Here is a 17,005-nt window from a genome sequence, read left to right as displayed (position 1 = left end):
GCTCGCCGCGGTTCCCGTCCTGACGCCTCGGGCGCGGAGCTCGTCGAGCAGCCGCTGCGCGTCGAACAGGTAGACCGCTGCGATGGTCCACGGGCGGGTTCCGCCGCGCGAGGACGCCGCCGCCGATGCGGGGCCGGTGAACAGTTCACGGTTCGTCCCCGCAGCGGGCCGGATGCGAAGCGGCCGTCGATGGCGGCGGCCACCGCCGACTGCTCGAGCTCCAGGTCCACACTCACACGGACGATCTTTTCGTGGCGCCGATCTGTTGAGCGGCCTGTATGGCTCTTCGTTCAAAGGGTCAGGATTCTTCGCTTGACATCCTCCCCGGTGTGAACTCCGGGGATTCCCGTACCTCGCGATCCGGGTTCCTGCTTCGTCAACGGACGCCTCCTCGCTTCAGGAGCGAGGTGGTCTCACTCCATCTCCACAGGCGGACACCGCGAGCCCCGAGGCCAGAATGTTCCGTCGTACCAGTCGGCTTTGTACTCCACCATCGCCCGCAACTCCGACCAGGATGCGTCGGAGATAGCACGGGCCAGCGAGTGGTTGCGGACCATGGTGCGGACGGACAGGTCCTCGACGGCCACCGTTTGGTTCTCGCGGATGATCCTCGTGGACAGCTTGCGCAGATGATCCCGGCGCCGATCCGCGATCCTGCCGTGAATCTCCGCGACCCTCACGCGGGCCTTCACCCGGTTCGCCGAGCCCTTCGCCTTGCGGGACAGGTCCCGCTGCGCCCGCGCCAGCCGGACACGGTCGCGGCGCTCGTGCCGGGGGTTGGTGACTTTCTCCCCGGTCGACAAGGTGACCAGCGCTGTGATGCCCGCGTCGATCCCGACCTGCCCCCCAGCCGGCGGGAGGCTGGTGACGGTGTCCTCGACCAGGATCGAGACGTGGTACTGGCCGCGGGCGTTCCGCGACACCGTCACCCGCGAGGGCGCTGCGCTGTCGGGCAGCGGACGCGACCAGACGATGTCCAACGGCCGGTCCTGCTTGGCCAGTATGATGTTCCCGTTCCGGTAGGTGAAGCAGTTCCGGAAATAGGTCGCCGAATCGAGGCTCCTGCCCTTCTTCTTGAAAGACGGATATCCGGCCCGTTTTTCCCAGAATTTCACGAACGCCGCCTGCAGATGGCGCAGCGCGGCCTGCAGTGGCCCTTTCGACGGTTCGGCCAGCCACGCCGTCTCCGTGTCCCGCTTCCACACGGTGAGCATCCTGTCGGTCTCCGCGTGCGTGACCCTGCGCTGCTCCTGGGTCCAGGCGCGGGACCGTTCGGCCAGCGCCCGGTTGTAGACGTAGCGGACACAGCCGAAGGTACGAGCCAGCTGCGCGACCTGCTCGGGATTCGGGTAGAAGCGATAACGATATGCCCGCTTCACTACCCGAGAACCCATACCCGACAGAATAACGAACTTCCCTGACGCCCTGTCGTTGATGCGCAAGCCCTGCCCTGAAGGACAGGGCTTGCGCGCCACGTGTCCCGGTCACCACGACCATGACTGACCGTCGCTGGGTCTCGGTCGAGGAGCGGGCGCTCCGGACGAGACGGTGAGCGTAACCGTCGAGCCAACCGCTACGCGCTGGCCGGCGCCGGGCCTGCTTCTGATGACCTGGCCTGCGGGAACCCGTGTGCTGGTCTCGAAGGTTCCGTCGACGGTGAGGCCGAGGTTTTTCAGGTGCTGGCGGGCGGTGCCATAGATTTGGCCTTCGAGTCCGGCCGGAATCACGACGGTGGCCGGTCCGGAACTGACGACCAGCGCGACCTCGCTCCCGCGTGCGACGCGTTGTGGATGTGCGGGGACGCTTCGGATCACCTGACCGGACAGTCGATCGTCACTGAGCTCGGTGGACGCCGTCACCACGAACCCCGCCGAGGTCAGGGCGCTTTTGGCCTCCTCCTCGGTGCGCCCGACGACATCGGGGACCTCGACCTGCGCGCTCCCGGAACTGAGGGTCAGCCGCACCGCACCGCCTGCGGGGACTCGCCGACCATCGGGCGGATCCTGGGCAACCACCTGACCAGCGGCGACCACGTCGCTGGTCACTGCCTCGGCTCGCACCGGACGCAGCCCGAGAGCCCGCAGCGCTTCCTCGGCGTCTGCGACCGCGCGACCTGTCAGTAGAGGTACGGCCACCATTGGTGATGGCTGTGCGCCGTCCGCCCTCGGCGAGGAACCGGGACCGCCGGCCTCTCTAAGGGCGAGCAGGACGCCCAGAAGCACAAGCACCCCGACAAGTCCCAGGGCGACGATCTCCCGTCGGCTACCGTCCGCCAACGATCCGCCGGATGTGTTCAGCGGCCTCCACGCTCGGACCCGGCGCCGTGTCGGGACCGCCGGTGTGACGCCCAGGCCCGATGGTTCTGGCCCAGGGACACCCGCGGAGCCGTCGCTGAGGCCGGGACCGCCAACTCCAGGCGCCACGAAGTCGCTCGGTGCCATCGATGCGGTCTCATCGGCCTGAGTGGCGTCGTCGACCTCGATCGACCTTTCAGGCGCGGCGGCCGGGAGGTCGGTTCCGGAATCGGAGGCGCCCACTGTCGTGGTGTCGGCGTCGATCTCGGTGCCGGTTTCGGAGGCGACGTCGGTCTCGTCCGTCGACACCGCCGGCAGGGGTGAGACGACCACTGGTGAAGCCTGGGTTGCCGCGGTCAGCAGCAGGTTGTAGAGCTCCTGAGCGGATGGGCGGGCCGCGGCTTCTGAGCGCATCGCCGCAGCGACGACCGCGCGCAGGGGCCTGGGGATATCGCTCAGGTCCGGCCGCTCGTGCACCACCCGGTAGAGCAGTACCTCGGGCCGACCGGTGCCGAACGGCGGCCGGCCGGTGGCCGCGAAGACCACGACGCCACCCCAGGCGAACACGTCGGCGGCGGGGCCCACCCCCTCGCCGCGGGCCTGCTCGGGTGCCATGAACGCCGGTGTGCCGGTCGATGTGCGCGAGAGCTGGGTGGTGCCGTCGAGGGCATGAGCGATACCGAAGTCGATGACGAGCGGCCCAGCTCCGGACAACATCACGTTTGATGGCTTCAGATCGCGGTGCACCATCCCCGCACCGTGAATCGCCGTCAGCGCCGTGGCGACGGCGATCGCGATCCGTTCGAGCTGCGCGGCACCGAACGGTCCGCCGCTGTTGACCGCGTCCCACAGTGTCGGGCCGTCGACATACTCGGTGACCAGGAACGGCCGGCCAGCGTCCGCCCCGACGTCAAGCACCTCCGCTGTGCAGAAGCGGGCGACCCGTCGGGCGAGCTGGGCCTCTCGATGGAACAGGCGGAGGAACTCCGGATCCGCGGCGAGGTCGGATCGGACGACCTTCACCGCCACCTGCCGCCCGGCCGGCGAGCGGCCCAGGTACACGCTACCCATGCCTCCACGCCCCAGTAACCCGAGGAGCTGGTAGTCGCCGATCCTTGTCGGTTCTTCCGCCGACAGCGCCACCATCGGCCGGGTCAGCTCTGATCGGTTCGCGGCGGGGCGTTCGTCAGGGGATGCGGCTTCAGCATGAGCGTGGTCGGATGCTGCCGGTCCTGGGGATCCCACCGCCGGCGCTCCGGTTCCGCGGCTGTCCCCGCTCCCATCGGTCTCCTGGATGTCTTCCGTGCCGTGGATGTCTCCGGCCTCGTCGGACTCCGCCTGACCGTCAGCGGGTGAAATCACCGGCACTCCGCCGCATCACAAGCACAGCTTGCCTCCCCCCGAGGGCCCTGACGTCGACGATGTTGCGCCGTATCCCTATCACGGCGACATCACGCTCCGGTCGGAGGCTTGCCACGAGCACCGACCTGGCGTCCTCCATCGAGTGCGTGGATCCCGCCGAGGGGGATCGTGTTCTTGTCGGCGCCGAGCTGGTCGACGGCGCGGGTGTACAGCTCTCTGACATGGGTGTTGGCGTTGGCGTGCCGGGTTTCACCAAGGGCGATGAGACCGCCGGCACAGCCGTCAGAGCGGCCGCAGTGGTCAGTTACGGCGTCCGACATGCCGCCAACCCTGCTTGCGAGCAGGCCACGGACCAACCTGGGGTGTCAGGTCTGCCCAGGTGGCCGGGGTTGCATGAGGTCGGCGATGGCGGCAGACCCTGCGTCGGGTTCCCCGCGCAGCCCCGCGATGGCCCCGGCGCGGTCGGCGGGGGAGCGGTTCTGGCTGAGTTTCTCCTTCGCCGTCACCGACGCGACGGCGAGTTCGAAGCCGACGATCGCCCGCAGCAGACCGGCCACGAAGTCGGGCGGGGCGTCGTCCACAGCCCAGGGCTGTTCCCGGTGCTGTTCGTGCCGGTCGGTGAGTCGGGTGACGATGCCACGGAGCTGTTCGGGGTCGTGGTGGAACGTGACGGGTCCGCTGAAGTGGATCGCGGTGTAGTTCCAGGTCGGGACGACCCGTCCGTGTTCGGTCTTGGCGGCGTACCAGGACGGTGAGATGTACGCCTGCGGCCCGTGCACGATCGCCAGCGCTGCGCAGCCCGGGGACGCGGTCCGCCACTGCGGGTTCGCGTGGGCGAGATGCCCCAGCAGCCGTCCGTGCGGCGCATCAGGTCCGCTCGGGGTGCGATCCCAGATGATCGGGACGAGGGTGGCCACCGGCTGGGTGCCGCTGACGGTGACGAGGTCGGCTGCTCCCGCGGCCGCAACGCAGCCAGCGACCTGGTCGAGGTCGGTGAGGGCGAAGGCGCGGGGCACATACACAGAGCCAGGCTACGAGCCGGATCCCGCCGATGGGCCTGGGCTGCTGCCGCCGCGGATGCCGGAAGGGTCGGCTATTCGCCCTCCGGTGGTCCTTCCGGACCCCACGATGCTGGCCGCGCCAGGGAGAACCGCCCCACCCGGCAGCGCGCCGGTGAGGTTGGCGCCGCGACCCGGCGGCTCGCGTCCGGAGAAGTGAAACAGCAGTGCCCCGTCCTGCCAGACGCCGTCGTCGGCGGCGAACCGGCGGTAGTCGCCCTGGTTCACCTACCCTGCCGGCGAGTAGTCGGGTGATCGCCATCCGTGTCGCGAGTTCGTGGGCTCTTCTCCCGGTGAGCTGGGCGTATTGACAGCGGCGTCCCATCAAGTTAGAACGACCGTTAAAATTTCGTTTTCGGGTCGTGGCTGACCGGCCGCGGCGCGGCGCGGATCGAAGGAGGCTCGCCAGATGAGTCGTAGCGGTCCGGTCTACTGGGATCCCTTCGACCGCGATATCGCCGGCGACCCCTACCCGGTCTACCAACGGCTGCGCGCGGAGGCGCCGCTCTACTACAATGACCGGCAAGACTTCTACGCCCTCAGCCGCCACGAGGACATCGACCGCTGCCTGACCGACTGGAAGACGTTCTCGTCGGCCCGCGGGCCGATCCTGGAAATCATCAAGGCGAACGTCGAAATTCCGCCGGGCACGTTGCTGATGGAGGACCCGCCGGCTCACGACATCCACCGCGCTCTTCTCGCGCGCGTTTTCACCCCGCGGCGGGTCACCTCGCTCGAGCCGCAGGTCCGGGACTTCTGCCGGCGCTGCCTTGACAGACTCGTCGACGTCGACAGCTTCGACCTCATGGCGGAGTTCGCCAACGAGGTGCCGATGCGCGTGATCGGGATGCTGCTCGGCATCCCGGAGTCGGACCAGCCGGCGATCCGCGAGCGCGCGGACGCGAAACTGCGCACCGAGCCGGGGCAGCAGATGAAGGTGTCCCAGCAGGCACTCATGGACTCGGACCTGTTCGCGGAGTACATCGACTGGCGGGCCGAGCATCCGTCGGACGACCTGATGACGGAGCTGCTACGCGCCGAGTTCGAGGAGACGCTGCGGTTCGAGCCGACCGGTCACGCGATCGCCCGCTACGTCACGACCGGCGTCGAGTTACATGGCCGCACGGTGCCTGCCGGCAGCGCGATGATGCTCCTCATCGCCTCGGCGAACCGGGACGAGAACAGCTGGTCGGACCCTGACCGGTTCGACGTCCACCGCGGAACCGGTCACCTCCGGACCTTCGGCCTCGGAACCCATTACTGCCTCGGAGCCGCGCTGGCCCGGCTTGAAGCCAGGGTGGCGCTCGAGGAGATCCTGAAACGCTTCCCGCGATGGAACGTCGACTGGGAGAACTCCGCGCTTTCGTCGACGTCGACGATGCGCGGCTGGGAGACGCTGCCGATCACCGTCGGTTAGCTCGAGTTACGCCGGTCCGCACGGCACGGCTCGCCCGCACCACCGCACCACGACTCAGGGAGAAACAGATGGGAAAGCTCGACGGCAAGGTCGCGTTCATCACCGGCGCCGCCCGAGGCCAGGGCCGCAGCCACGCGGTCCGGTTAGCGCAGGAGGGTGCCGACATCATCGCGGTGGACATCTGCGCCCAGATGGAGTCGGTGCCTTACCCGATGGCGACTCCGGACGACCTCGAGCTGACCGTGAAGGCGGTCGAGGAGACGGGACGGCGGATCGTCGCCCGGCAGGCTGACGTCCGCGACGTGTCGGCGCTGGGGAAGGCGTTCCAGGACGGCGTCGCCGAGCTGGGCCCGGTCGACATCGTGCTGGCGAACGCCGGTATCGGGCCGGGCGGGGCGGCGTCGGAGGACGAGCAGTGGGAGGACGTCGTCGGCGTCAACCTCACCGGTGTGTGGAACACCGGCCGGGTGTCGATCCCGTCGATGGTCGAGCGGGGCCAGGGTGGGGCGATCGTGCTTACCAGCTCCACTGGCGGCCTGATCGGTGTGGGTATCCCGACGGCGGGTTTCCTGGGTTACACCGCGGCCAAGCACGGCGTCGTCGGACTCATGCGGTCGTGGGCCAACTACCTGGCGCCGCACAACATCCGGGTGAACAGCGTCGCCCCCACCACCGTGAAGACGCCCATGGCCGCGAACGGGGACCTGTCGGTCATCACGGCGGGGTCCCCGGAGCTCGCGCGGGTGCTGGCCAACGCGATGCCCGTCGACGCGGTGGACCCGCTGGACGTCTCGAACGCCATCGCCTGGCTGGTGTCGGATGACGCCCGGTACGTGACCGGCACCGTCGTCCCGGTCGACGCGGGCCAGTTGAACAAGCGGTAACACGCGGAGTGCGCGAAGCGGGTGCGGCGGGTTCGCCGCACCCGCCCGGTCCGAGGGTGCTACGGCGTGAGCAGGTCCAGGGTGCCGAGGTCGCGGATGGCGGCGCACGCGTTTGTGATCATGGAGCGGCCGTCGGTGTTGATGGCGGCGCTCCAGCAGTGTGGTACCCGGATCTGGGCGTGGGGGCGAACCTGGTGTAGTAGCCCACCTCGCTGCGGTAGCCGGGGGCGATCTGGCCGCGGCCTTCGGGGGTGCCGGCGGCCAGTTTGAGGACCACCGAGGAGGGCGCCGGGTCGGCGCTGTCGGGATGGACGTCGAGGTGGAAACGGTGGCTGGAGCTGAGTTGGCCGCCCCCGACGGGTTCGTGGCGTAGCCCGACGATCTCGGTGTCGGTGCCGCCTCGGTGTAGCGCGGCGGTCATCCACTCGGGGGTGACCACGCTGGGGTCGTCGACGATCCACTCCGGTTGTCCACCCGCCGGTTCGGTCATCCTGGCCTCCGAAGGCGCTCGGGTTGGTGTCCGTGGCGGCGGGCTAGGTGATCGTGTAGCGGATGGGGAGGTGTTTGGGTCCGCCGACGAACAGGGTCTGCATGTATTCGGGTGTGCCGGCCAGTTCGACCTCGCGCAGCCGGGGGACCAGTTCGGTGTAGAGGGCGCGGCCCTCTAGTCGGGCGAGGTGGGTGCCCAGGCAGTAGTGGGCGCCGAAGCCGAAGCCGACGTGCTTGTTCGGGGTCCGGCCGACGTCGAACGCTTCGGGGTCGGTGAAGACGTCCTCGTGTCGGGTGACCGCCCAGAACGGCGCGAAGCCCGCCGACTCGACCCGGTGCACCGGCGAGTGGCGGCGCAGCAGCGCGGTGGCGGTGTGCCACCGTTTCTCGTCCGCGTACGCCGTCGGGTCGGTGAAGACGCTGCCCGCTTCGTCGAGATCCATGACCAGTCCTTCCGGTGGCACGACCGGGGCGAATCTCGCTCCGTGCCCGGTGGGTGTTGTGGCCCTTGGCCGCGGGCGTCGCGCACGACCGGCAGAGTAGCAAAATATCTAGTTCTTTTGCGGTTGTTGGATTCGTTCGCAGGTCAGGCGCCCGCCGCCGGTCAGTCGCGCCGGGTGTCGGTCAGGCCTGTCGTCGTTGGTCGGACCTGTTGTCGCCGGTCGGGACGGCTACCGCGGTTTGGCGTCGGCGAGCCGGGCCGTCGCGACGGCGCCCAGCTTCCCGGTCCCGGCGTCGGTGAGGCGCACCAGGCACACCTCGCCGTGCCGGTCGGCCACCGCGCGTGCCGGTCCGACCGAGAACGGCCGTAGGTAACGAATGCCGAGCGAGGTCAGCACCGTCGGCCCCTGGGCGGATGAGGTCGCTGCCTCCTCGGCGGCGAGCGCGACGAGGCCGCCCTGGATGGCGCCGCCCGTGTTGAGGCTGTCGGCCCGGCGGGGCACCTCGATGGTGCCGGGAGCCACGATGACGCTGCCGGCCCGCTCGGCGAGGGGAACCGGCAGCCGGAAGGGCCCCTCGGGCAGCCCGGCCAGGGCACCGTGGAAAAAGACGTGATCGGGGTTCGGGGAGGTGACGAACGACGTGTGACAGACGGCGGTCAGGGCCCCTGAGGTCTCGTTGCGGAACCGTGTCTCGCAGACGACGACCGTCCGGCCGGCCTTGACGGTTCTCGCCTCGAGGGAGATCGTGTCGCCGATCTCGGCCGGCTCGACGACCTGCACGTCGAGGTCGAGGGTCAGGGCCGGCCGCGGTGCGGTCAGGTTCAGGGCGAGCACGCCTGCGACGACGTCGGCCCAGATCGCCAGCACGGACGTCCGCAGGGCGGTCGCGCCGGGGACGCACAGCTCGCCGAACACGTCGGCGCGCCCGGTGGCGACGCCACCGTCGACCGAGAAGCCCAGGCCGAGCTCCATGACGATGTGCCGCACATCGTCCACCTTGCCACCATTGCCGACGGTGCTCACGAGATCGCCCCTTCGCTGCCTTGGCCGCGCGGCCCCCTGGCCGCGCGGCCGGTGGACGTCCATCAGTCCGCCTCGGGTGCAGGCGGCGGGTACGAGTGGGTTGGTTGTGCCGTCGCAGTGGAAGGTCAGGCCCGGGGCCGCGGGTAGTGGCAGTTCGGGTGCTGAGCGGATCTTCTCGATGAGCCGGGACGGCCGCTCGCTGACCACCGCGGCCCTGCGTGACGCGGCCGGCCGCGCGGCGGCGGGCCTGCACGGGCACGGTTCCGGCCCGCGCGCGGGTTGTCCGGTTGACGTAGGCGTCCAATATCTCTAGATATATAGTCATGACGCAAGAGGTTGTGCCGTCCTACCACCCGAACATCCGGGCGGCCCGCGACGGGTTCGTCGTGACCGTCACGATCGACCGGCCGGAGTCGAGGAACGCCTGCACGGGCGCCGACCTCGGCGGCACCCGCGGCGAGAGCTCCTCGAACGGGAGCGGGGCACCGTCGCACAACCTCGACAACATGCGGGTGCTGGCCGACGTGGTGCTGGCGGTTCACGACTGTCCCGTGCCGGTCGTGGCCAAGGTCGACGGGCTCTGCGTCGGTGCCGGCCTGGGCCTCGCGCTGGCCGCCGACCTCACCTGGTGCGCGGACACGGCACGGTTCTCGCTGATCTTCGCCCGGCGCGGACTCAGCCTCGACTTCGGCACGTCCTGGCTGCTTCGCCAGCGGATCGGCGTGCACCGGGCGAAGGAGCTCGTCTACACCGCGAGGATGCTCAGCGGGGCGCAGGCGGCCGAGATCGGCTTCGTGAACGCGGTCGTGCCCGCGGCGGGGCTCGACGCCGCGGTTCGCGAGATCGCCGGCACCATCGCGGCCGGGCCGCCGGTGGCCCTGTCCATGACCAAGCGTGAGCTGGCCGCCGCCGGGACGTCGTCACTGGCCCAGGCCCTCGAGGTCGAGGCGCTGGCACAGACGGTGAACGTCCACACCAGGGATATGCGGGAGGCACTTACGGCCTACGCCGAGCACCGCCCGCCCGTCTTCGAGGGACACTGACCGCCCGGGGCTCCGGACAGCCTCAGCGCCGACGCCGTCCCAGCGCTGATGTCGCCTCAGTACTGATGCTGCATCAGATCGATGACTGTTTTGGCTCCCTGGGTGAGGATCACTTTTCCCACGACCGTCATGTGCTCTTTCCAGTGTTCCTCGGCGGCGGTGGCGTCGCCCGCCTCGACGAGTGTCGCCAGCCGGGCCTGGGAACGGAGCCCTCGCAGGCGTGTCTCGGTGGTTTCTTTCCCGTCCTCGGGCTGGCTGACCGCGGCGACGGCTCGGGCGACGATCTCATTGAGCATTTCGGCGACAATGCCCAGTGTCTGATTCCCCGCCAGTTCGACGAGCCGGGCGTGAAAGCGCGAGTTGGCGTTTCCGAACGCCTCGGGGTCGTCGATCACCTCGAGCTGTTCGGCGGTGAGCCGCCGCAGCTCGGCGGCCGCCGAGCGGTGATCCCCTGACGCGGCGACGAGCCGTACGGCGACCGGTTCGAGCAGGCTGCGGGCGGCGTGGACATCCGCGAGCGGCACATTGCGGGCCTGGAGCACGAGCGCCGCGGTGCGGGCCGTCATCCGCTGGTCCGGCCGGTGGACGACGACGCCGCCGAGAACGCCGCGCTTGACCGAGATCAGGCCCTCGGTCTCGAGTATGCGCAGGGCTTCGCGCAGGGACGGGCGGGAGACCCTGAACCGCTCGACCAGATCCGGCTCGTGGCCGAGTGACTCGCCCTCGGAAAGATCGCCCTCGACGATGAGCTGCCGAATCTCGTCGGCGATGCGCTGGGGCTTTTCGCGCAGTGTGGCCCGGTCGCGATTCCGTGCTTTCCCCGGCTCGGCCACCATGATCGACCTTCTCTGAGTGTTTGCGGTCTGTCCAGCCTACCGGGACGCGACGATATGGCGCTGAAAGCTGCGCGCGGTCACTCGACTGTGGCCCATGATTAGTCTAGATATTTCGGAGTGCTCGGCTGGCTCGTCCTGCTGGCCGCGGCGCGGCGCCTGGCTGGTCCATCCATACTCAAGATAATCAACGATGTTGACGAGCTGTCGACGTCGTAATGATCATGACTCGCCGATGGCCCGGTTCTGATGGAGAGAGGCACCAGGAGGTTGACGACCGCGGTCGAGGTCGATGACAGGCGACGCCCGTCAGGCACGCCGCCGTGTGAGGCTCGGACCGTCACACGAGTCGCTCGTTCGCGGCGCGTACGGGATGTCCTACGATTGCGCCGCTGTCAGGCGGACGGGTCACGCTCTGCAGGGAGCGTCGGTGCGTCGACCGGTTCGGTCGGCGGGTCCGGCTGCAGGCCGACGCTGTTGAGGACCGCCGCGAGACAGAGGTAGCCGCCGACGACGAAGGACAGCTCGAGCAGCTGCCCCGCATCGAAATGGGAGGCCAGCAGCTGCCAGGTGTCGTCGCCGACGCGCGACTGGTCGATCATCTGGTCGGTCGCAGCCAGCAGGGCACGCTCGACCGGCGTCCACACCTCGGCCTCGGCTCCGTGCGGGATGGCGTAGAGCTGCTCGGTGGTGAGACCGGCCTGCATCCCGATCCGGGTGTGCTGGGCCCACTCGTAGCCGGAGCGGGTGCGCCACGCTACCCGCAGGATGAGAAGCTCGCGGTGCCGAGGGTCAAGCGTGGCGTGCTCGCCGGCGAACAGATCGGTGAACGCGAGGAAGGTCTCGCTCAGCTGGACGTGGTGGGCGAACAGCCCGAGCGCCTTCGGCATCGGGGGGGCGTCCGGGGCGCCCGACAGGTAGAGCTCGGGCCGCCGCAGGTAGCGCAGGAGGATGGACCTGGTCTCGTCGTCCCACTTCTCGAACGGCAGTGGTGCCAGCCTGGGCGCCGGCGCCGGCGCCGGCGCAGGCGTTGCCGGGGACGAGTCGCGTGATTCCGGGTGCTCGGCTCCTGGTCCGGTCGCCATCGGGGCTCCTCAGGGCTAGGCGTTTGCGAGGGGCAACGTCCGTTATCGCTTCCGCAGCTAACAGTGCGGATTCGGGGACGTCCATAGCTCGGCATTACCAGAGACGCGCTGTCTGCCTGCGACTACTATCGTTTCACCGGCCGATTAGCATGTTGGATGGCTCGGAGTCAAGCAGAGCGGCGGTCGCGCCACAATTCGGGCGGCCCGGCCTGGCGCCCGCGAACGAGCGTGACCAGGGGACTCGCCTGGGTGGTGACCATGTCCGTCCTGTGCCGCCAGTCAGTTGGCGGTACCTTAGCCGACTGATGAATTGCGAGTCCACGGAAACCGGGGGAGGGCCCGCCCGACGGCACCTGCCCGCTCGGTCCGGAGGCGAGTTCGCGATGGCGGCCTTGACGCTCGAATGATTCAGTGAGAATGTCGAAACAGGGGTTTGCGTCGATGTTGATACCAGGGGGTCGGTTCCGATTGCGGTGCCGCCACGCTTGATTGCCTGGTAGAAAAGGTTCCATGACCGACGCGAACGATTTTGAGTTATCGTGCGGGCTCCCGCCGGGCCCGGACTTCGCCGACCTCGCCGTGCTCGCCGAAGAGCTCGGGTACGCGCGGGTGTGGATCTTCGATTCGGCGCCGCTGTGGGAGGACCCGTTCGCGCACCTGGCGCTCGCCGCCACCCGGACGACCCGGATCGGTCTCGCCACCGCCGTCCTGATCCCGACCCAGCGGTCCGTCATGACGATGGCCTCCGGCATCGCCACCATCGCCCGGCTGTCCGGCGGCCGCTTCCGGGCCTGCTTCGGTACCGGCTACACGGCACGCATGACGATCGGGCAGCGTGCGATGCCGCTGGACGCGCTGTTCGACTATGCCGCGTCGGTCCGCAAGCTGCTTGCCGGCGAGACGATCGTGCTCGACGGCGAGGCGGCCCGGATGCTGCACTGGCCCGGCCTGACCGCCGCCCGGCCGGTCCAGGTGCCGCTGTGGCTCAGCGTCCTCGGCCCGCGCGGCAACAAGCGCGCCCCCGAGGTGGCTGACGGCACGATCGGGCCGCCCCACCCGACGCTGCCGACCGCGACGATGGTCTCGGGCACCGTGCTGGACCCCGGCGAGGACCCGAGCTCCAGCCGCGTACGGGAGGCGATCGGCCCGTGGCAGGTCGTCGGCTGGCACACCACCTATGCCGTCCGTGGGGCGGCCGGGGTGGACGCCCTGCCCGGTGGCTCGCAGTGGCGGAAGGCCCTCGAGGGCCTGGCCTCCGAGGAGGAGCGCCACCTGCTCACCTTCGAGGGCCATGTCACCCACCTCTCCGAGCGTGACCGGCCCCTGCTGGAGCACATCGACGTCGACACCATGGCCGGCGATGTCTACGTCGGCACCCTGGTCGGTGATTCCGTCAGCGTCGGACGGAAGCTCGGCAGGCTCGCCGAGGCGGGGTTCCGCGAGGTCATGTACACGCCCGCTGGCCCGGACGTCGCCCGCGAGCTGCGCGCCTTCGCCGCCGCCAGCCCTTCGGGATAGCCGTACGGCAAGGTCAGGGGCTGGCGGCGGGCGAAGCCGCCGGCGCTGGTGGCAGGTAGCCGCGGGTCCGCAGGTGCTCCACGGTGACAGCAGCGCAGGAGCGCACGTGCTCCTCGCTGGTCCGCGCCGCCGTCACGACATCATCCGCCTGGATCGCGTCGAGCCGTGGTGACTTTCCGGCGGTGGCGATGATCTGGAAGAACCGGCGGTCGAGGCTCCTGCGGCGGGCCTCGTCCTCGGTCGTGGTGATCTCACGGTGCAGTCGCGCCAGTTCCTCGGTCTCCAGCGGCGTGAGCTTGCGGACCGCGCGCCGTGTCGTCATCCCGGACACCAGCGCGACGACCTCGTAGTGGTCCTCGATGTCCTCGACGGTCACCTCGGCGACGAACGCGCCGCGCCGGGGCACGGCGTCCAGGGGTGAGGCGCAGATTTCGGCAGGATTGAACGCTAAGGATTGATCTTGGGTTCGTCCGTGCTGTCGGGGTGGATGGTGATGGTCCAGTCGCGGCGTCGGCGGATGCGTTGGAGCTCGGCGGCGAGGGTGGTGATGCGTTCGGTGGCGTCGTCGCCGGCGATGCCGAGGGTGAGGGTGTCGGGTTCGGGCTGGTAGGTCTGGGGCGCACCGGCGGCGGCGCGGCGGTGGGCGACGAGGATGCGGGCGCGTAGCCGGGTCTGGGTGCGTGGGTCGCCGCTGAGGCCGCGGACGGTGAGGTAGCGGTAGGTGGGCCTGGGGGTGGGGTCGGGTCGGCGCAGGTGCGCGAGGACGTCACGGATTTGTTCGACGACGGCGGCGCTGGCCGGCCGGCGGGTGCGTCCGCTGGCTCGGGGGATCCGGCTCGTGGGGGGTGCGGGCAGGTCGACGTGGTCGTTGCCCTCCACCGAATGACACTCCCCTGCACGCGGAACGTAGATATGTGTGGTCTATCCGTGTCGCTGGTAACCAAGGCGAACTGTGCGCTTACTTAAATGGTGGCAGATCGTTACGTTCGGTGGCTATGGCGATCGAGTACCTCTCCGAGGAGCAGGTCCGCCGGTACGGGGGGTTCGCCCGGGATCCCTCACCGGGGGAGTTGGAGCAGTCCCTGCGGATGGACCGCGCCACGCTGGCGCTGGTCGCGTCGAAGCGGCGGGAGGCCAACCGGCTGGGCTGGTCGGTGCAGTGGGCGACGGTGCGGATGGTGGGGACGTTCCTGACGGATCCTGCTGAGGTGCCCGCGGTGGTCGCGGCGTTCATGGCCGAGCAGGTCGGGGTGGTGGACCCGGGCTGTCTGAAGGGCTACTCGACGTTGGAGGAGATGCGCACGACAGTGACCGCGGTGTCCGGGCGGGGCCTGGTCGGGGCGTTGGACCGGGTGTCGTCGGTGTGGGCGGTGGGGACCGGCGGGGTGGAGGTGGCGGCGGTGCCGCCGGTGAAACTCGCCGAGCTCGCCGCCTACGGGATGGTCACGAAGGCCACGACGATCCGGGGCCTGCACGATGATCGGAAGGTCGCGACCGTGCTGGCCACGGTGCGTCATCTGGAAGCCGTCTCGGTCGACGACGCGCTGCTGCTGTTCGACATCCTGATGGCGACGAAGCTGCTGGCCCGCGCCGAACGGGTCAGCGGCACCAAGCGGCTCAAGACGCTGCCCCGCTTCCGTCAGGCCGCCGGACGGGTCGCGGCCGCAATCACTGTGCTGCTCGACGTGCCGCAGGCTCGGGACGGGCAGGTGATGACCGTGGCGGAGATGTGGACCGCGATCGAGCAGGTCGTGCCGCGGGAGAAGTTGCAGGCGGCGCTGGTGACGGTGGCGGAGTATCTGCCCGACGAGGCCGAGGACGACGACGCGGACTGGCGCACCGAGCTGGTCACCCGCTACGCCACGGTGACGGGGTTCCTGGAGCTGCTGGCCGAGACGATCGCCTGGGGTGCGACGCCGGCCGGCGCACCGATCGTGGCGGCGCTGCGGGACCTTCCGCGGGTCAAGGCACGGCGCGCCCCGGAGGCGGCGCACATCGGGGAGCACGCCGGGCTGGTGACCGGCTCGTGGCGGCGGCTGGTGTACGCCAACCCGCAGCTGTCCGCACCGCTGATCGACAAGCATGCCTACGTGTTCTGCGTGCTCGAACATCTGCACCGGGCGCTGCGCCGCAAGGACGTCTACGCCCTGGGCGCGGACCGCTGGGGTGATCCCCGCGCCCGTCTCCTCGACGGCGACGCCTGGGAGCAGGCCCGCCCCCGGGGGCTGTCCGCTCTCGGACTGCCGGAGCAGCCCACCGACCATCTCGCCGAACTCGTCTGTGACCTCGACGCCGCCTACCGCCAGGTCTCCGCCGGCCTGCCGACGAACAGCGCCGTGCAGATCGAGGGCGGGCGGATCCGCCTGGACCGGCTTGCCGCCGCCCCCGACCCTGCCGGGATGGAGGCGGCCCGCGACGCCGTGGCCGCGCTGCTGCCCCGTGTCGACTACGCGGAGCTTCTGCTGGAGGTCTTCGAGCGCACCGGCCTACCGGGCGCGTTCACCCACATCTCCGGTTCCGATGCCCGCCCCGCCGACTTCGATTGGGGTGGCGGTCTGGTCGCCGGCGCCGACCGGATGCGGTTCGTCGTCCCGGTCCGGTCGATCGCCGCCCGGCCCAGCGCGAAGTACTTCGCCGGCTCGAAACGCCGCGCCGGCGCGACCTGGCTCAACGTTGTCTCCGACAAGGTGATGGGCCTCGGGGGCCTGGTCGTGCCCGGCACCCCGCGCGACAGCCTGCACATCCTCGATGCCCTGCACAACCTCGACGTCGACGAACCCCCGGAGATCATCACCACCGATACCGGGTCGTATTCGGATCTTGTTTTCGGCCTGTTCGCGATCAGCGGCTACCAGTTCTCCCCGCGGATCGCCGACCTCGCCGACACCCGACTGTGGCGCACCCGCACCGACGCCGACTACGGGCCGCTCAACACGGTGTCCGGGCACACGGTCAACCTGGCCCGGATCGTCGAGCACTGGCAGGACATGCTCCGCGTCGCCGGCTCCCTGATCACCGGGGAGGTCCGCGCCCACGACATGATCCGCATGCTCACCCGCGAGGGCAACCCGACCGGGCTCGGCAACGCCTTCGTCGCCTACGGCCGGCTGTTCAAGACCCTCCACGTGCTCCAGGTCCTGCACGACGAGTCCTACCGGCGGATGATCAGCGCTCAGCAGAACATCACCGAAGGCCGACACAGCCTCGCCCGGCGGATCTTCTTCGGGAACCGCGGCGAGCTCCGCCAGCGGTACCAGACCGGCATGGAAGACCAGATCGGCGTGCTCGGACTCGCCCTGAACTGCGTGGTCCTGTGGAACACCTGGTACATCGACGCCGCCGTCACAGCCCTCGAAGCCGGCGGGATGACCCTGTCCGCCGAGATCCGATCCCGGCTGAGCCCCCTGGTCTTCGAGCACATCAACTTCCACGGCTCGTACCCGTTCGTCCGGCCCGGTCTGGCCGGAGACCTACGCCCGCTACGGAACCCCACCGACACCGACGAGCAGTGAGCCACGATGACCAGGAGGTCTCGGCGAGGCGGGCCGGCCGCTGA

At 69.7% G+C, this 17,005-nt stretch carries 14 protein-coding genes and 2 pseudogenes; 5 read left to right on the top strand and 11 right to left on the bottom strand.

Going from position 1 to position 17,005, the window contains the following annotated elements; genetic code table 11:
* Positions 1-396: 396 nt before the first annotated feature.
* The 4 genes and pseudogenes from FRANEAN1_RS23360 to FRANEAN1_RS23345 form a co-directional block, all read right to left on the bottom strand.
* Positions 397-1,394, bottom strand: a pseudogene (locus tag FRANEAN1_RS23360) (RNA-guided endonuclease TnpB family protein).
* Between the two features lie 90 nt (positions 1,395-1,484).
* On the bottom strand, positions 1,485-3,440 hold the full coding sequence (locus FRANEAN1_RS37380; protein ID WP_049795742.1) for a PASTA domain-containing protein: 1,956 nt from the start codon (positions 3,438-3,440) through the stop codon (positions 1,485-1,487).
* Positions 3,441-3,745: 305 nt separating this feature from the next.
* Positions 3,746-3,976, bottom strand: coding sequence for a hypothetical protein (locus tag FRANEAN1_RS42480; protein WP_041254660.1), 231 nt, complete (start codon positions 3,974-3,976; stop codon positions 3,746-3,748).
* A gap of 45 nt (positions 3,977-4,021) precedes the next feature.
* Positions 4,022-4,672, bottom strand: a complete 651-nt coding sequence (locus FRANEAN1_RS23345; RefSeq protein ID WP_347176723.1) for an FMN-binding negative transcriptional regulator — start codon at positions 4,670-4,672, stop codon at positions 4,022-4,024.
* A gap of 451 nt (positions 4,673-5,123) precedes the next feature.
* Here FRANEAN1_RS23345 and FRANEAN1_RS23335 point away from each other — a divergent pair, with 451 nt between their 5' ends.
* Entirely contained in the window at positions 5,124-6,131 is a 1,008-nt protein-coding gene (locus tag FRANEAN1_RS23335) for a cytochrome P450 (RefSeq protein ID WP_020462274.1), read from the top strand.
* A gap of 68 nt (positions 6,132-6,199) precedes the next feature.
* Positions 6,200-7,015 carry a mycofactocin-coupled SDR family oxidoreductase gene (locus FRANEAN1_RS23330; RefSeq protein WP_020462273.1) on the top strand — a complete coding sequence of 272 codons (816 nt, stop codon included), beginning with the start codon at positions 6,200-6,202 and terminating at the stop codon, positions 7,013-7,015.
* Between the two features lie 118 nt (positions 7,016-7,133).
* On the opposite strand, the gene FRANEAN1_RS23325 is transcribed toward FRANEAN1_RS23330, so the two are convergent.
* From FRANEAN1_RS23325 to FRANEAN1_RS23315, 3 genes and pseudogenes are all read right to left on the bottom strand, one after another.
* Positions 7,134-7,505, bottom strand: a complete 372-nt coding sequence (locus FRANEAN1_RS23325; RefSeq protein ID WP_020462272.1) for a hypothetical protein — start codon at positions 7,503-7,505, stop codon at positions 7,134-7,136.
* A gap of 43 nt (positions 7,506-7,548) precedes the next feature.
* Positions 7,549-7,857: pseudogene (locus FRANEAN1_RS23320) on the bottom strand (cytochrome P450); the annotation flags it as partial.
* Positions 7,858-8,175: 318 nt separating this feature from the next.
* Positions 8,176-8,970, bottom strand: coding sequence for a hotdog domain-containing protein (locus FRANEAN1_RS23315; RefSeq protein ID WP_198145353.1), 795 nt, complete (start codon positions 8,968-8,970; stop codon positions 8,176-8,178).
* Between the two features lie 323 nt (positions 8,971-9,293).
* On the opposite strand from FRANEAN1_RS23315, the gene FRANEAN1_RS23310 reads away from it, so the two are divergent.
* Entirely contained in the window at positions 9,294-10,013 is a 720-nt protein-coding gene (locus FRANEAN1_RS23310; protein ID WP_020462269.1) for an enoyl-CoA hydratase-related protein, read from the top strand.
* A gap of 56 nt (positions 10,014-10,069) precedes the next feature.
* Here the strand turns inward: FRANEAN1_RS23310 and FRANEAN1_RS23305 are convergent, their stop codons facing one another.
* Both FRANEAN1_RS23305 and FRANEAN1_RS23300 read right to left on the bottom strand, forming a co-directional pair.
* On the bottom strand, positions 10,070-10,849 hold the full coding sequence (locus FRANEAN1_RS23305; protein WP_020462268.1) for a GntR family transcriptional regulator: 780 nt from the start codon (positions 10,847-10,849) through the stop codon (positions 10,070-10,072).
* Positions 10,850-11,241: 392 nt separating this feature from the next.
* Entirely contained in the window at positions 11,242-11,931 is a 690-nt protein-coding gene (locus FRANEAN1_RS23300; protein WP_020462267.1) for a carboxymuconolactone decarboxylase family protein, read from the bottom strand.
* Positions 11,932-12,441: 510 nt separating this feature from the next.
* On the opposite strand from FRANEAN1_RS23300, the gene FRANEAN1_RS23295 reads away from it, so the two are divergent.
* The gene (locus FRANEAN1_RS23295) at positions 12,442-13,449 is read left to right on the top strand and encodes an LLM class flavin-dependent oxidoreductase (protein WP_020462266.1); all 1,008 of its coding nucleotides are present in this window, start codon (positions 12,442-12,444) and stop codon (positions 13,447-13,449) included.
* A gap of 13 nt (positions 13,450-13,462) precedes the next feature.
* On the opposite strand, the gene FRANEAN1_RS23290 is transcribed toward FRANEAN1_RS23295, so the two are convergent.
* Positions 13,463-13,855 (bottom strand): FCD domain-containing protein, encoded by a 393-nt coding sequence (locus FRANEAN1_RS23290; protein ID WP_020462265.1) that lies wholly within the window; start codon positions 13,853-13,855, stop codon positions 13,463-13,465.
* Between the two features lie 41 nt (positions 13,856-13,896).
* Positions 13,897-14,328, bottom strand: coding sequence for a hypothetical protein (locus tag FRANEAN1_RS23285; protein ID WP_020462264.1), 432 nt, complete (start codon positions 14,326-14,328; stop codon positions 13,897-13,899).
* Between the two features lie 116 nt (positions 14,329-14,444).
* On the opposite strand from FRANEAN1_RS23285, the gene FRANEAN1_RS23280 reads away from it, so the two are divergent.
* Complete coding sequence (locus FRANEAN1_RS23280; RefSeq protein WP_020462263.1) at positions 14,445-16,961, top strand: Tn3 family transposase; 2,517 nt, start codon at positions 14,445-14,447, stop codon at positions 16,959-16,961.
* Positions 16,962-17,005: the final 44 nt, after the last annotated feature.

This window comes from Parafrankia sp. EAN1pec, from assembly GCF_000018005.1.
In the GTDB taxonomy this organism is placed as follows: domain Bacteria; phylum Actinomycetota; class Actinomycetes; order Frankiales; family Frankiaceae; genus Parafrankia; species Parafrankia soli.
The sequence above is the reverse complement of the archived record's forward strand: the minus strand, read 5'-3'. Positions and strand labels throughout refer to the sequence as shown.

Excerpts from the sequence above, each read along its gene's own strand:
- FRANEAN1_RS42480 (WP_041254660.1), bottom strand. The coding sequence starts at position 3,976 with ATGTCGGACGCCGTAACTGACCACTGCGGCCGCTCTGACGGCTGTGCC.
- FRANEAN1_RS23280 (WP_020462263.1), top strand. The coding sequence starts at position 14,445 with ATGGCGATCGAGTACCTCTCCGAGGAGCAGGTCCGCCGGTACGGGGGG.
- FRANEAN1_RS23325 (WP_020462272.1), bottom strand. The coding sequence starts at position 7,505 with ATGACCGAACCGGCGGGTGGACAACCGGAGTGGATCGTCGACGACCCC.
- FRANEAN1_RS23295 (WP_020462266.1), top strand. The coding sequence starts at position 12,442 with ATGACCGACGCGAACGATTTTGAGTTATCGTGCGGGCTCCCGCCGGGC.
- FRANEAN1_RS37380 (WP_049795742.1), bottom strand. The coding sequence starts at position 3,440 with ATGGTGGCGCTGTCGGCGGAAGAACCGACAAGGATCGGCGACTACCAG.
- FRANEAN1_RS23300 (WP_020462267.1), bottom strand. The coding sequence starts at position 11,931 with ATGGCGACCGGACCAGGAGCCGAGCACCCGGAATCACGCGACTCGTCC.
- FRANEAN1_RS23305 (WP_020462268.1), bottom strand. The coding sequence starts at position 10,849 with ATGGTGGCCGAGCCGGGGAAAGCACGGAATCGCGACCGGGCCACACTG.
- FRANEAN1_RS23310 (WP_020462269.1), top strand. The coding sequence starts at position 9,294 with ATGACGCAAGAGGTTGTGCCGTCCTACCACCCGAACATCCGGGCGGCC.
- FRANEAN1_RS23330 (WP_020462273.1), top strand. The coding sequence starts at position 6,200 with ATGGGAAAGCTCGACGGCAAGGTCGCGTTCATCACCGGCGCCGCCCGA.
- FRANEAN1_RS23335 (WP_020462274.1), top strand. The coding sequence starts at position 5,124 with ATGAGTCGTAGCGGTCCGGTCTACTGGGATCCCTTCGACCGCGATATC.